Below are 13,750 nucleotides of genomic sequence, written 5' to 3'. Positions count from 1 at the left end.
CTAAGTCTGTTTTATCACTTTGTATGTGTTCCACACATTCCATATGTGTTGTAAATGGCTTCATATTTAATTTAATACATACAATTAAACTTTACTTAATGTACACAATTTGGTGATGAATACCATCGTTTTGTTTATTTTTTTTAATAGAAATAAAAACGCGTGTATTGCCACGCGCTTTTATTAGAGAAGATTAGTGACCTGAAACGGTAATAACCGCCCCAGCACCATTTGCATTGCTAATTTGTAGGCCGCTTACTTGGATGTCACCAATAGACTTAGATGCAACAGAACCTAACTTAACTGATTGTACATAAACATCAGTTTTATTTTGTAGTGCCGTCACTTTCAGACCATTAGTTGTTACAGCAACATCAGCTTTCAAACCAAGGTCTTCAGAGCCAGTATCATTGACTTTAATTTTACCCAAGATAATTGAACCACCGCCACCAGCAGAAGCATCTTTTAAACTTAAATTGTTAATCTCTAATCCACCAACCATAGAGCCATCAAGTTTGATCATAGCGCCTTGAGGTGTATTACCCAATTGAATATTTGCTGTAGTTGCGCCTGTTTTTAATGACAATTGGTCTAAAATTACGGCTTCACTTTCGCCAACTTTCATTAAGCCTGTCGTTGTATCTTTAGTTGCATTATTCACCTTAATACCATCAAGCTCGACATTTAAACCTGTCACAGCTGCGCCAATATTAATAAACGGTGATTTACCATCTTTACCACCATCAGTATCAATGGTGATGTCTGCAAAATTACCCGATGTCAGTGCAGAAGCAGCGTTAGTTGTTAATTTAAGATTTGAAATTGTAATTGCACCAGCACCATTTGTTCCACCCGTGATTGCTGTCGTTGAACCTGGCACTGTTGCCTTATCACTCAAACCATCGCTATCAAAAACATGGAGTTTATCGATTTTAATCTCAGAAATACCGATGCCTAGACTAATACCGTCTTGACCTGTTGTTGCACTGAGTGCAGCGTCATCCATTTGTTGTAACGCCATTGCCTGAGTACTGATTAATACAGCTGAAGCAACTAAAGTTAGATTCGAAAGCAATTTCATACGTTTTCTCCCAAAAACCCTTTTCATTGTTTACTACTATCCGTAGTGTCCTTGTCGCGGTTTTTTGTTTTTTAATTAAATACAATGCAAAAACTACTTTTTTTGCATAACATCTCAAGCTTTTACAAATTAACCTTTTGATGTTTTTTGTTCAACATTACAGATCAATAAATTAACCAAATCCCGATAAACGGTAAATGCACAACCCTATCACGAACTGTAGTAAAATAGCGTAACCTAAATATTATTGTTTGCAATGTCAACTAAACCAATTTTTAAAGAATTTTTTGCCAATTCTGACCTAAACGCCCCTATTATTTTACAAGCATTTAGTGATTTATATGGCTGTATTTATTTAAACGACAATAATCATCCCTGTATCGGCTTTTTACCTGACCATTACGTATTATTTAAAAATAAAAAATGGCAATATTTTCAAAAGAATGGCTTTAATCAATACAAAGAAACTAACGATAACGCATCTTTAAGTCATACATTTCCCATTCATCCAGATGAAGTCCAGAGCACTCAAACTGGCTTTGAGGGGGGGTATATGGGTTTTATTGACTATAATTTTGCAGCTTCCCAATTTATCTCCAGCCCAGGACTCAATCAGCCTCAAGTTTATTTAGGCTGTTACCACAGTTATTTAAAAAAGGAACAATCCGCTTGGTTTTTTTATAGCCACAATGATGCTATTACTGCACAGCAAGATTTGCTGTATTTAAAACAAAAATTGGAACAATACTTAAAAGATCCAGCACAGCAACTTGACAGGTTCTCTTTAAATCAAAAATGTGCAGCCAAATGGTCTAAAGCGCAATATCAACACGCCTTTCAACGCATTCAAGACTACATTATTGCGGGAGACTGTTATCAAATAAATCTTACTCAGGCCTTTACTGCTGAAGCAACTGGATCACTTATTCATACAGCAGAACAATTTTGGCAACTCACCCAAGCACCTTATTCAGGTTACTTAAAATTAGATGAATTTGAATTACTCAGTTGTTCACCTGAACTATTTATAGAGTTTTCAACACAACAAAAACTCATCACCAAACCTATTAAAGGCACGATGCCACGTGATGCCGACCCTGTACAAGATCAAATCAACAAACAGCAACTGATTAACTCTACAAAAGATCAGGCTGAGAACCTCATGATCGTGGATTTATTGCGTAATGATCTCAGTGTTTATGCTGAAATAGGCTCAGTAAAAACACCTCAATTGTTTGCTATTGAATCTTTTAATCAAGTCCATCATATGGTGAGTGAAATTCATGCCACATTAAAAGCAGATGTTAATCCACTCAATTTATTGCTCTCAGCTCTTCCTGGTGGGTCAATTACGGGAGCCCCTAAAATACGGGCAATGCAAATTATTGAAGAATTAGAGGCTGCACCACGTGGTGCCTACTGTGGCAGTATGGGCTATTTTAATTTTAATGGCACTGGTAGCTGGAATATTTTGATTCGTTCTATTCAAAAGTATCAAAATCAATTAAGTATATGGGCAGGAGGTGGCATTACGATTGCATCTGATTGTGATGCTGAATATCAAGAATGTTTGGACAAAGTATCTGCCATGCTTGAACTCATCAATACATGGCAGCGAGAAACACCTTAAACTAAAATCGCTTTTAGCGTATCCAATAAACGTTGATTTTGTTCATCAGTCCCGACTGTAATACGTAAGTGCTGATTAATACGTTCCTTATTAAAGTAACGTACAATAATCCCCTGCTCACGTAATTCCTGCGCTAATTGTGCTGCATCATGATTAGGCAATTGAGCAAAGACAAAATTAGCTTTTGATGGTAGAACATTGAAGCCTAAAGCAGTCAAACCAGTTGTTAATCGTTCACGACTCTGCATTACTTTTTCACACTGTTGCTCAAAGTAGGCTTGATCTTCAAAAGAAGCAACTGCCGCAGCTAAAGCAAAACGATCAATAGGATAAGAGTTAAAACTATTCTTTACTGCCTCTAACGCGCTGATCAAATGTGCTTGTGCAATTGCAAAACCAACCCGAAGTCCTGCTAAAGAGCGTGACTTAGAAGTGGTTTGACAAACCACTAAGTTTTGGTATTTATTCACCAAGGTCACAGCGGACTCAGCACCAAAATCAACATAAGCCTCATCAATGACTACGACTGAATGAGGATTCATCTGCAAAATTTGTTCAATTGCAGTTAAGCTTAATGCAATTCCTGTTGGTGCATTAGGATTTGCAATAATAATGCCGTCATTCTCTTGCTGGTAATCGCTAGGTTCAATTTCAAAAGCATCACTTAAAGCAACAACTTTTGTTTTAAGACCAAAGAACTGACTATAAACCGGATAAAAGCTATAACTAATATCTGGATATAAAATTGCTTTTTCTTTAACAAAGAAAGCTCTAAAAATATGTGCTAACACTTCATCAGAACCATTACCAACAAAAACTTGAGTTGCATCAACTTGTTGTTGTGTAGCAATTGCTTGTTTTAAAACACTTGCATCTGGATCTGGATATAAACGTAAAGCATCTGCACTATGTGCTAACACATCTTGTACTGCTTGTACTACAGCAGCTGATGGTGGATATGGATTTTCATTCGTATTTAATTTAAGTAAATTTTGAATCTTCGGTTGTTCACCTGGTACATACGGCTCTAAAGCACGTACTGAAGGACTCCAAAACTGCTTTTGTTCTGCACTGATTTGAGTAGACATCTTATTAACCTATGTCATTATTGCCTATATACACTGCTTTTTATGCGTTAATTAAAGCATAAGCAGCATAGTGTGATCAGACTGCGATGAAACAATCTGACCATCACAGTCCCTTCTAACTCATACTCAGCCTTTAAGGCTGATAACGATAACGGGCAGAGCGAGCATGCGCATCTAAATCTTCTTTTTGTGCAAGAAGATCGGCCGCTTTAGCCAAACTTTGAACACCCTCTGCTGAACACATAATCAGGCTTGAACGCTTTTGGAAGTCATAAACACCAAGAGGTGAAGAAAAACGCGCTGTACCTGATGTTGGAAGTACATGATTTGGGCCTGCACAGTAGTCACCAATCGCTTCTGGTGTATGACGTCCCATAAAAATTGCGCCAGCGTGACGTACGCTTTTTGCCATCTGTTCCGCTTCATCTAAGCACAGTTCTAGGTGTTCTGGTGCAACTTGATTAATTAAATCAATTGCCTCTTGACGATCTTTAACCAGAACTAACGCACCACGATTAGCAATAGATTCACGCGCAATCTCAGCCTTAGGCAAAGCTTGCAAATGCTGTTCAATTGCTGTGGCAACTTGATCCAACAACTGTTGATCCGGACTAATAAATATTGCTTGTGCTACAGTATCGTGTTCTGCTTGAGATAACACATCCATTGCTAACCATTCAGCATTGTTGTCACCCTCAGCATAGACCAAGATTTCAGAAGGGCCTGCAATCATGTCAATACCAACTTGACCGAATACCGCACGTTTTGCAGCAGCAACAAAACGGTTACCAGGGCCTGTAATTTTATCAACAGCAGGAATAGTCTCTGTTCCATAAGCTAAAGCTGCAACAGCCTGTGCACCACCAATGGTAAATACACGGTGTACTCCAGCCAAATGTGCCGCAGCAAGAACCAATGGATTTAACTCACCCTTTGGTGCTGGCACAACCATTACAATTTCAGGCACACCTGCAACATGTGCAGGAATGGCATTCATCAATACAGAAGAAGGATAAGATGCCAAACCACCAGGTACATAAATACCCACACGATCCAAAGGAGTAACTTTCTGCCCTAAAGTATTGCCCAAAGCGTCAACATATTGCCAACCTTCTTGTTTCTGAGCCTGATGAAATTCACGAATACGTTCTGCAGCCAACTGTAGGGCAGCACGAACGTCAGCATCTAAATCATCAAAGGCTGCTTTTAGTTGTGCTTGAGAAAGTTCCAGATCTGAAAACTGATGCGCAGGATGTCGATCGAACTGTTGTGTTAAATGCAATACATGTGAATCACCATGTTGACGTACTTCAGCAATGATTTGATCAACAGTTTTTAAAAGTTCAGGATCACTCACGGTTTCAAAAGCCAACAGGTCAGCAAAAACCTGTTTAAAATTTTGATCCTGAGTCGATAAACGTCGCATCAATTTACCCACCAGTTAAAGAAGAAAGCCCAAGTGTAACCTGTTTCAACGGTGATGTGCGCAAGATATTATGATGATTCTCTGTGCAAAGCATGTTTTTTTATCACAACAGCCAACATAAGAACGACCAATCTTCATTCCAACAAATAAATGACATGAAAAAAGGAAGATAAAGTATTATCTTCCTTTTTTTAAAGCTTACAACTTATGATTAAACAATATGTTACACCGCATCTTTCTCATGCTGACGGCGTTCAACTGCCTGCTCAAGTTGAGACAAGATCGGTCCAAGTAAAGCTTGTTTACGCTTAAAGCTTGCTTTGTTTACAATCAAACGAGAAGATACTTTACAAATTTCTTCTAGTGGCTCTAAACCATTTGCACGCAAAGTATTGCCTGTATCAACAACGTCAACAATATAATCACCGAGTCCTACTAAAGGCGCCAACTCCATTGAGCCATATAGTTTAATGACGTCAACTTGCTCCCCTAAACTCGCATAATACTCACGTGTAAGATTGACATACTTGGTTGCAATCTTTAAACGACCTTTAGGGCGTTGCATTCCAACCTTAGCAGCTGTCATTAACTTACAATTGGCTATTTTTAAATCTAGAGGCTCATAAACATTTTGTGCCCCATGTTCCATAAGCACATCTTTACCTGCAACACCTAAATCAGCAGCACCATTTTCTACGTATGTTGGTACATCTGAGGCACGAAGAATCAAAATACGCACATGTTTATGTGTGGTAGGAAAAATCAACTTACGTGATTTTTCTGGGTCCTCTAGTAAATTGATTCCTGCAGTTTCTAGCAAAGGTAAGGTTTCCTTTAAAATACGCCCCTTACTCAAAGCTAAAGTTAAACCATGATCAAAACTTCCCATTACATCAAAATTTGGATCATCGTTTCTTATGTCGCTCATGAACTTACTCGCTTAATATTTGCACCTAAACTTTGCAGTTTTGCCTCAATATTTTCGTATCCACGATCGATGTGGTAAATACGATCAATTAAGGTTTCACCATCAGCAGCTAGTGCTGCCAAGACCAATGAAAATGAAGCACGTAAATCAGTTGCCATTACTGGTGCGGCTGATAATTTTTCAACCCCTGTTACAACGGCATCATTACCTTCCACCTGAATATTGGCACCCATTCGTGATAATTCAGGGACATGCATAAATCGATTTTCAAATATTGTTTCAGAAATGGTCGCGAAACCACGACCAATGGCATTTACAGCCATAATCTGGGCTTGCATATCTGTAGGAAACTCTGGGTGTGGTAAAGTTCTAAAGCTCACAGCTTTAGGTCTTTTGCCCATCATATCCAATTCAATCCAGTCATCTCCACGAGTGACTTCTGCACCCATTTCTTCAAATTTTTCTAATACAGACTCTAATAAATTTGGATCGGTATGTGTCGTTTTCACACGACCGCCAGTAATTGCTGCAGCAGCCAAGTATGAACCCGTTTCAATTCGATCAGCAACAACTGCATACTCACAACCATGCAAACTTTCTACACCTGTCACGATTAGCGTATCAGTATCAATACCTTCAATTTTTGCTCCCATTTTAATGAGCAAATGAATTAAATCAGTAATTTCAGGTTCACGTGCTGCATTACGAATAGTCGTTACCCCTTCAGCCAATACAGCAGCTAAAAGAATATTTTCAGTTCCACCAACAGTCACCATATCAAAGATGACTTCACCACCTTTAAGACGACCATCAACTTTCGCATGTACATAACCTGCTTCAACTTCAATCTCAGCACCTAATGCTTCGAGTGCTTTTAAATGTTGATCTACTGGTCTTGAACCAATGGCACAACCACCTGGCAATGAAACCTGAGCTTGACCATAACGCGCTAACAATGGACCTAATACCAAAATTGAGGCACGCATGGTTTTCACCAATTCATAAGGTGCGAACTGGTTACTCAAAGTAGAAGCATCAGCAACTACTCGATCCCCTTCTCGTTCAACAGTAATTCCCAAACCTTCTATCAATTTAATCAGTGTACCTACATCTTTTAAATCAGGAACATTGGTTAAAGTCAGGGGGGAATTAGGCAAAATCATTGCTGCTAATAACGGTAATGCAGCATTTTTTGCACCCGAAATCTTGACCTCACCTTGAAGTTTTACGCCACCTGTAATTAAAAACTTATCCATGAACGCCTAAACTCCAAATAAACTTGCTTTACGCCATTCTTCTTTTGTCATTGCTTTAATCGTAACTGCATGCACTTCACCACTAGCAATATATGAATTTAATGGTGCATAAACCGCTTGTTGGCGTGCAACTTGTCTTTTTGACTCAAACTGATCATCAACAATACGAAGATCAAATTTACCTGCTTGCCCATTTACAGTCACTTGTGCCTCAGGAAAAGCTGTTTTTAGTATCTCAGTGAGTTGCTCACTATTCATTGCAAAGACCTCTCATAGGCGTGACAGTGTAAAAGTTGGCTATTTTACTAAACTCACCGCAACAATTCATTAATTCATACAAATATTATTAAGAAAAACAAATTTATCCTTTGTTTTATCTGTTGTCAGTGATTTTAGATCATAAAAGAGACAATAACGATAACTCATAAAAAGTAAATAGGTCATCAAATGAATGACCCATTTACTTTAAAACAAGAAAATTAATTAAGTGGAATCATTGAAATATTACTTTGCATTGCCCGATAACGCTGCAATTGTTTTTTGATTTTTTCAATGAGTTTACGAATAGACAGATACATATCATCGGCAGAGGCTTGAGCAAAGAATTCTACACCTGGTAGACGCACTATCGCTTCAGCAATATGATTATCACTCCCCTTTTTGGATCGCTGATCTACTTGATGATCTTTACTAAGTTTTATCTGCATACTACTTATCTGATCAATATGTTTGGTCATCTGTTGGAACTTTTGACGTACAGTTTCTTCAATAGCAGGAGTAATACTTAGATGATGCCCACGAATCGATATTTGCATAGTCCATCCCTCTTTTAAGCCTGGTCATTTCGGATTCAAAAAATAATGTCTTATCATTTAAACCTTTCCAAATTTACAGTTCATTATTTTGTCATAATGAACACTTAGGATAGTTTGATCTCAAAAGTTAGATCAAGATTTTTCTGTCAGATGATGATGCAATATGTAACGATTCGCGATACTTCGCAACTGTCCTACGAGCAACATCAATTCCCTGTTCTTTGAGTAATGCTGCAATACTATTATCAGACAATGGTTTACGTGGATTTTCTTCCGCAATCAATTTTTTAATCTTTGCTCGAATCGCAGTAGATGACATTTCTCCCCCTTCACTCATACCAACATGACTGGAAAAAAAGTATTTCAATTCAAAAAGCCCACGAGGTGTCAATAAATACTTATTCGTTGTTACACGCGAAACAGTTGACTCATGTAGGCCTACTTCCTCAGCAATATCACGCAAAATTAATGGAATCATTCCCTCAGCACCAATTTCAAGAAATTGGCGTTGGTGCTCTACAATACAACTCGCCACTCTCAATAATGTTTTATGTCGTTCATCGACACTTTTTATAAAATTCTTTGCTTCGAGTAAGTGATTTTTTAAATATTGATTGTCATGGCTACTATCTGCACGACGAATCATATTGGCATAAAAGTCATTCACTCTAAGTTTAGGTACAACATCAGGATTAAGCTGCACATGCCAAACTTGATTCTTCTTCGAAACAACTACATCGGGAATCTGATAATCGCTTTCTTGCTGAGAAAAAATTAAGCCAGGATAAGGTGTTAAACGCTTCATCAAAGCAACTGCTGCTTGCAATTGATCTGTAGTTAATTCGGCTTGACGCATTAATTTATTCAGGTCATTTGCTATCAACAATTCATAACAATCTATTAAACGTAATGCTTCAGTACGGTATGCTGTATCTGCTGGCAACATTTGTAATTGAATGGCTAAACATTCAGCCAAATGACGAGCCCCAATACCAATGGGTTCCAAACGCTGGATATGCTTAAGAACGACAATCACTTCTTCTGCTTCAAGTTCTTGATCACTCTGCATTTGAGCCAATAACGTTTGTACTGATACTACAATTTCATCAATGCTACTCTCTAAATAGCCTCTTTCATCTAAAGCATCCACAATACAATATGCAATGAGTCGATCAAGTTGAGAAAAATTCAACAGGTTAATTTGATCAAGCATGTGGTTTTTAAGTGTATTTTTCTCAGTTCGACTATCCTCTCTCTCCTCATACTCTGGGCGCTCTAAACCTGTTGGTTGATGGCTATATACATCATCCCAATGTGTATCCACAGGTAATTCATCTGGTAAATGATCTGCATTGAGTGTGTCTGAGAGCTCTTTTTCCACTTGCTCTTGTTGAAACTCTTCTAAGCTCACTTGAACACGCTCATCCTCAACACGTTCAAGGAGTGGATTTGTCTCAAGCTGTATTTCAATTTCCTGCTCGAGTTCTAAACTAGACAACTGCAATAAACGAATGGCTTGCTGAAGCTGAGGTGTTAGTGCTAGCGAGTTAGAAACTTTTAATCCTACTGACAATTTCATATCTACTCCCTCTATGCACTAAAATACTAGCAAAAATTATGCCGAACTATTTTTATAGCATAAGATTTTCAATAATGCATAAATTTAAAGTACATCCTTTGTTTTGAGGTTTTAAAACCACTAGATATTATTAAACATAACTTAAAAACATACCGAAATAAAATTGCAAGATGCTAATTAAACTTAATAATAAACACGTTATTCAAATACCACTTTCAGAAATTATTTTTAAAATTTATCCAAATTATGCTTGATTTACGCTTTTTTTCTACTAAAATCCAGTAAAAATAGCATATTTATCAAAAATACAATGCTAAAACTAAAAACTGTTTAAATGATGTGACGGATATTTTATTTAATTTATTTAAACAAAGTTACTTTCACAAAAAATCAAACATCATCAAAAGCCGTTTTAAACACCATCAATCTTTCCACGATGGTGTTGTAGTTTCAAATACAACAGAAACATGATGGATCATGTTCTGTTTCATACAAAATGAAGGAGTTACTTAAATGATAAAATCTATTACAAAAACCTGCAGCTTAAGTCTATTATTGATCGCTGCTCTTCCCCAAGCACATGCTGCTGACACACTCGCCAAAATCAAAAAAAATGAAAAAATCATTATTGGCTATCGCGAGTCTTCAGATCCTATTTCCTATATTGCTAATGGACAACCACTAGGCTACGCAATAGACATTTGCAACAACTTTGCTAATGCAGTTAAACAAGAATTAAAAATGCCGAAGCTTAAAGTTGAATATAAAGCAGTGACCTCCTCAACGCGTATTCCTGAAATGCTTGCAGGTAATATCGATATGGAATGCGGTACGACAACCAACTCTTTACAACGCCAACAGCAAGTCAGTTTCTCTACAAATTACTTTGTAGCTGAAATCCGTATGGCCGTAAAGGCCAATGCTGCTATTAACAGCATTGCAGATCTAAATGGCAAAGCAGTGGTCACAACTCAAGGAACCACCTCTGACAAACACATTAAACTTAATGCTAAAACGCAAAATATTCATCTAAACAATGTATACGGTAAAGATCATGCTGACTCTTTTGCCATGATGGCCTCTGGACGTGCAGCAGCTTTTGTCATGGATGACAACATACTCGCTGGTTTAATTGCAAAATCATCCAACCCCAAGGCATTTAAAGTTATAGGACCAGTCCTGTCCTCTGAACCTTATGGCATTATGCTCCCTAAAAACGATCCTAAATATAAAGCAATAGCCGATCGAGTGGTCACCGACATGTGGAAAAATGGACAGATGACTACACTCTACAAAAAATGGTTTCAATCACCAATCCCCCCACGCAACATCAATCTAAATATGCCTATGAGCAGCTCATATCTAAAATTAAAAGCCAACCCCAATGACCAAGGCATTAAATAATTAAGAATAAATCATTAACACCAATTAAAACCTACAACGTACCAAGGTTTTAATTGGTCAATGTTGTCATTAATCTCTAAGGAGCATCAATGTCTGTTGGCTCACTCAATTGGACTGCTTACTGTCTACCTTCAAATGAATATGCACTTGATAAAGCAGCGTGGGCAGAATCAGTCTGTCAAAGTATTGGCGGCTCAAGTTACTCTGCCTTTGCAGATGCACCCACATGGTTACAAATTTTGTCCTCTGGTGTATGGACTATGCTTTGGACAGCCTTACTTGCTTTTATTATTGCTTTTGTAATTGGTTCTCTCATTGGCATCATGCGTACTGTTCCCAATAAAACACTTAACTTTACTGGCACATGTTATGTTGAACTTTTTAGAAACATCCCATTAATTGTTCAACTCTTTTTCTGGGCATTTGTTTTCCCAGAATTATTACCTCCAAGCTATAGCACAGGAAGTGCAGAAATTGTTAATGGTGGTTGGTGGCAAAATCTTTTAAATGACCATCCAGCAAGTATAGGTGTTTTTGCACTAGGACTATATACAGCTGCTCGAGTTGCAGAACAAGTTCGTGCAGGTATAGAAACCATTCCTCGTGGACAAAAATATGCTGCATATGCTTTAGGTTTTACCCAAAGTCAAAGCTACCAATACGTCATACTTCCTGTGGCCTATCGTACTATCTGGCCTACGATCACCTCTGAATCTATGAATGTATTTAAGAATTCAGCTGTGCTCTATGCATTAAGTGTTCTGAATTTTTTTGCTTATACCAAGACAATGAGAGAAGAAACTTCACAAGATATTGTCATACTTGTGCTTTCAACACCCGTTTATCTCATCATTACTTATAGCATTAAATATGTAATGTCCTGGATAGAAAGACGCATGTCTGTACCTGGGCTTGGATCGGGAGTTAAATGAAATGGATTTTTCACTTTTAAATCATCCTGATGTAAGTATTACACTTTTAAATGGTTTTAAATTTACCTTGACTGTAACGATACTCTCTATCATGGGGGGAATATTACTTGGCACACCTCTAGCAATGATGCGCCTATCAAAAAATGTACTTGCAAGTAAATTTGCTAAATTCTATGTCGATTTTTTTCGTGGAGTTCCACTAATTCAAGTCATTTTTATTTTCTATTTTCTATTACCAAAATTTTTTGATTTCCAAACCGACACTTATTATGGCCCGTTATTTTCAAGTATTGTCACTTTTGCTGTATTTGAAGCTGCCTTTTTCTCTGAAATCGTACGTTCAGGAATTCAGTCCATTCCAACAGGACAAAGCCATGCAAGCTATGCTTTGGGCTTAACCTATAAACAAACCATGGCACACATTGTATTACCTCAAGCTTTTCGCAATATGCTACCAATTTTGCTTACTCAATCTATTGTTTTATTCCAAGACGTTTCACTTGTTTATGTGATAAGTGCGCCAGACCTACTTGGCAATGCCAATACACTAGCCAATACCTATGGTTCTGAAACAAAAGCAACGTTCTACCTTATCGTTGCAATAATTTATTTCGTTATCTCTTTTGGTTTATCTCGCCTCGTTAAACTATTAAACCCCAAAATAGCTATTATTCGTTAATCGGAGAATGAATATGTCCATGATTGAAATACAACACGTCTCAAAATGGTATGGAGATTTCCGAGTATTAACTGACTGTTCAGCTCAAATCGAAAAGGGTGAAGTAGTGGTTATTTGTGGGCCTTCTGGTTCTGGAAAATCAACACTCATTAAGACCATCAATGTACTTGAGCCCTTTCAACAAGGTAATATCATTGTAGATGGAAACTCATTAAACAATAACTCAACCGAACTTGCCCAATTCCGCTCTCGCGTTGGTATGGTATTTCAGCATTTCGAATTATTTCCGCATATGACTGTTTTAGATAACCTTACTATTGCTCAAATCAAAGTACTAAAACGTTCACGTGAAACTGCACAAAAGAAAGCCTTACAATATCTAGAACGAATAGGCTTACTTATACATAAAGATAAATTTCCAGCACAACTCTCTGGGGGACAACAACAACGTGTTGCCATTGCTCGTGGGCTTTGTATGGACCCGGTTTGTATGCTATTTGATGAACCGACTTCTGCACTCGATCCTGAAATGGTCGGTGAGGTCCTTGAAGTAATGACCCAATTAGCAAAAGAAGGCATGACGATGATGTGTGTTACTCATGAAATGGGGTTCGCCAAAAGAGTAGCAGACCGAGTTATCTTCATGGATCATGGAAAAATACTTGAGGACTGTTCAACTCAAGAGTTCTTTGAGCACTCAGAAAATCGACATGAACGCACACGTTACTTCCTAGAAAAAATATCCATAGCTAACTAAGTACATAGCACCTTCTTCCCCTCCACATACACATGTCGAGGGGATATTTTTAGCGTTATTTGAGAGATTATATTTTTTTATTGTATTTTCCCCCAATAAAAAAAATCCCCCAGCGTTAAGCTGGGGGATTTTAGAATAATGAGCTGGCGATGACTTACTCTCACATGGGTAACCC

Annotated in this window: 13 protein-coding genes; 5 read left to right on the top strand and 8 right to left on the bottom strand. The window is 37.7% G+C overall.

What is annotated here, in order from left to right; genetic code table 11:
• Positions 1-193: 193 nt before the first annotated feature.
• On the bottom strand, positions 194-1,081 hold the full coding sequence (gene filA, locus RFH42_RS13125; RefSeq protein ID WP_308976152.1) for a putative pilus system protein FilA: 888 nt from the start codon (positions 1,079-1,081) through the stop codon (positions 194-196).
• Positions 1,082-1,337: 256 nt separating this feature from the next.
• Here filA and RFH42_RS13120 point away from each other — a divergent pair, with 256 nt between their 5' ends.
• Entirely contained in the window at positions 1,338-2,711 is a 1,374-nt protein-coding gene (locus tag RFH42_RS13120) for an anthranilate synthase component I family protein (protein WP_308976151.1), read from the top strand.
• On the opposite strand, the gene hisC is transcribed toward RFH42_RS13120, so the two are convergent.
• From hisC to RFH42_RS13085, 7 genes are all read right to left on the bottom strand, one after another.
• On the bottom strand, positions 2,708-3,799 hold the full coding sequence (gene hisC / locus RFH42_RS13115) for a histidinol-phosphate transaminase (protein WP_308976149.1): 1,092 nt from the start codon (positions 3,797-3,799) through the stop codon (positions 2,708-2,710). The genes RFH42_RS13120 and hisC overlap by 4 nt on opposite strands.
• A 133-nt stretch (positions 3,800-3,932) precedes the next feature.
• Complete coding sequence (gene hisD / locus RFH42_RS13110) at positions 3,933-5,237, bottom strand: histidinol dehydrogenase (protein ID WP_308976148.1); 1,305 nt, start codon at positions 5,235-5,237, stop codon at positions 3,933-3,935.
• 211 nt (positions 5,238-5,448) lie between these two features.
• Positions 5,449-6,153 carry an ATP phosphoribosyltransferase gene (hisG, locus tag RFH42_RS13105; RefSeq protein WP_308976147.1) on the bottom strand — a complete coding sequence of 235 codons (705 nt, stop codon included), beginning with the start codon at positions 6,151-6,153 and terminating at the stop codon, positions 5,449-5,451.
• Complete coding sequence (gene murA / locus RFH42_RS13100) at positions 6,150-7,409, bottom strand: UDP-N-acetylglucosamine 1-carboxyvinyltransferase (RefSeq protein ID WP_308976146.1); 1,260 nt, start codon at positions 7,407-7,409, stop codon at positions 6,150-6,152. The genes hisG and murA overlap by 4 nt, the downstream gene beginning before the upstream one ends.
• Before the next feature lie 6 nt (positions 7,410-7,415).
• Positions 7,416-7,667, bottom strand: a complete 252-nt coding sequence (ibaG, locus tag RFH42_RS13095) for a BolA family iron metabolism protein IbaG (RefSeq protein WP_308976144.1) — start codon at positions 7,665-7,667, stop codon at positions 7,416-7,418.
• 221 nt (positions 7,668-7,888) lie between these two features.
• A complete protein-coding gene (hpf, locus tag RFH42_RS13090; protein ID WP_308976143.1) occupies positions 7,889-8,224 on the bottom strand; it encodes a ribosome hibernation-promoting factor, HPF/YfiA family in 336 nt (111 codons plus the stop codon).
• 127 nt (positions 8,225-8,351) lie between these two features.
• The gene (locus RFH42_RS13085) at positions 8,352-9,803 is read right to left on the bottom strand and encodes an RNA polymerase factor sigma-54 (protein ID WP_308976142.1); all 1,452 of its coding nucleotides are present in this window, start codon (positions 9,801-9,803) and stop codon (positions 8,352-8,354) included.
• 513 nt (positions 9,804-10,316) lie between these two features.
• On the opposite strand from RFH42_RS13085, the gene RFH42_RS13080 reads away from it, so the two are divergent.
• The 4 genes from RFH42_RS13080 to RFH42_RS13065 all read left to right on the top strand — a co-directional run bounded on the left by RFH42_RS13080 (position 10,317) and on the right by RFH42_RS13065 (position 13,575).
• Positions 10,317-11,207, top strand: a complete 891-nt coding sequence (locus tag RFH42_RS13080) for an amino acid ABC transporter substrate-binding protein (RefSeq protein WP_308976141.1) — start codon at positions 10,317-10,319, stop codon at positions 11,205-11,207.
• 89 nt (positions 11,208-11,296) lie between these two features.
• Positions 11,297-12,139 (top strand): amino acid ABC transporter permease, encoded by an 843-nt coding sequence (locus RFH42_RS13075; protein WP_308976140.1) that lies wholly within the window; start codon positions 11,297-11,299, stop codon positions 12,137-12,139.
• A gap of 1 nt (position 12,140) precedes the next feature.
• Positions 12,141-12,818, top strand: a complete 678-nt coding sequence (locus RFH42_RS13070) for an amino acid ABC transporter permease (RefSeq protein WP_308976139.1) — start codon at positions 12,141-12,143, stop codon at positions 12,816-12,818.
• Between the two features lie 13 nt (positions 12,819-12,831).
• On the top strand, positions 12,832-13,575 hold the full coding sequence (locus RFH42_RS13065) for an amino acid ABC transporter ATP-binding protein (RefSeq protein ID WP_308976138.1): 744 nt from the start codon (positions 12,832-12,834) through the stop codon (positions 13,573-13,575).
• The last annotated feature ends 175 nt before the right edge of the window (positions 13,576-13,750 follow it).

The sequence above is a fragment of the Acinetobacter rudis genome, assembly GCF_031157835.1.
In the GTDB taxonomy this organism is placed as follows: Bacteria; Pseudomonadota; Gammaproteobacteria; order Pseudomonadales; family Moraxellaceae; genus Acinetobacter; species Acinetobacter rudis_A.
This window is presented reverse-complemented; position numbering and strand designations above follow the sequence as displayed.

What these genes read in the sequence shown, in the direction of transcription:
- filA (WP_308976152.1), bottom strand. Translation starts at nt 1,081, where the DNA reads ATGAAATTGCTTTCGAATCTAACTTTAGTTGCTTCAGCTGTATTAATC.
- RFH42_RS13120 (WP_308976151.1), top strand. Translation starts at nt 1,338, where the DNA reads ATGTCAACTAAACCAATTTTTAAAGAATTTTTTGCCAATTCTGACCTA.
- hisC (WP_308976149.1), bottom strand. Translation starts at nt 3,799, where the DNA reads ATGTCTACTCAAATCAGTGCAGAACAAAAGCAGTTTTGGAGTCCTTCA.
- hisG (WP_308976147.1), bottom strand. Translation starts at nt 6,153, where the DNA reads ATGAGCGACATAAGAAACGATGATCCAAATTTTGATGTAATGGGAAGT.
- murA (WP_308976146.1), bottom strand. Translation starts at nt 7,409, where the DNA reads ATGGATAAGTTTTTAATTACAGGTGGCGTAAAACTTCAAGGTGAGGTC.
- ibaG (WP_308976144.1), bottom strand. Translation starts at nt 7,667, where the DNA reads ATGAATAGTGAGCAACTCACTGAGATACTAAAAACAGCTTTTCCTGAG.
- hpf (WP_308976143.1), bottom strand. Translation starts at nt 8,224, where the DNA reads ATGCAAATATCGATTCGTGGGCATCATCTAAGTATTACTCCTGCTATT.
- RFH42_RS13085 (WP_308976142.1), bottom strand. Translation starts at nt 9,803, where the DNA reads ATGAAATTGTCAGTAGGATTAAAAGTTTCTAACTCGCTAGCACTAACA.
- RFH42_RS13080 (WP_308976141.1), top strand. Translation starts at nt 10,317, where the DNA reads ATGATAAAATCTATTACAAAAACCTGCAGCTTAAGTCTATTATTGATC.
- RFH42_RS13075 (WP_308976140.1), top strand. Translation starts at nt 11,297, where the DNA reads ATGTCTGTTGGCTCACTCAATTGGACTGCTTACTGTCTACCTTCAAAT.
- RFH42_RS13070 (WP_308976139.1), top strand. Translation starts at nt 12,141, where the DNA reads ATGGATTTTTCACTTTTAAATCATCCTGATGTAAGTATTACACTTTTA.
- RFH42_RS13065 (WP_308976138.1), top strand. Translation starts at nt 12,832, where the DNA reads ATGTCCATGATTGAAATACAACACGTCTCAAAATGGTATGGAGATTTC.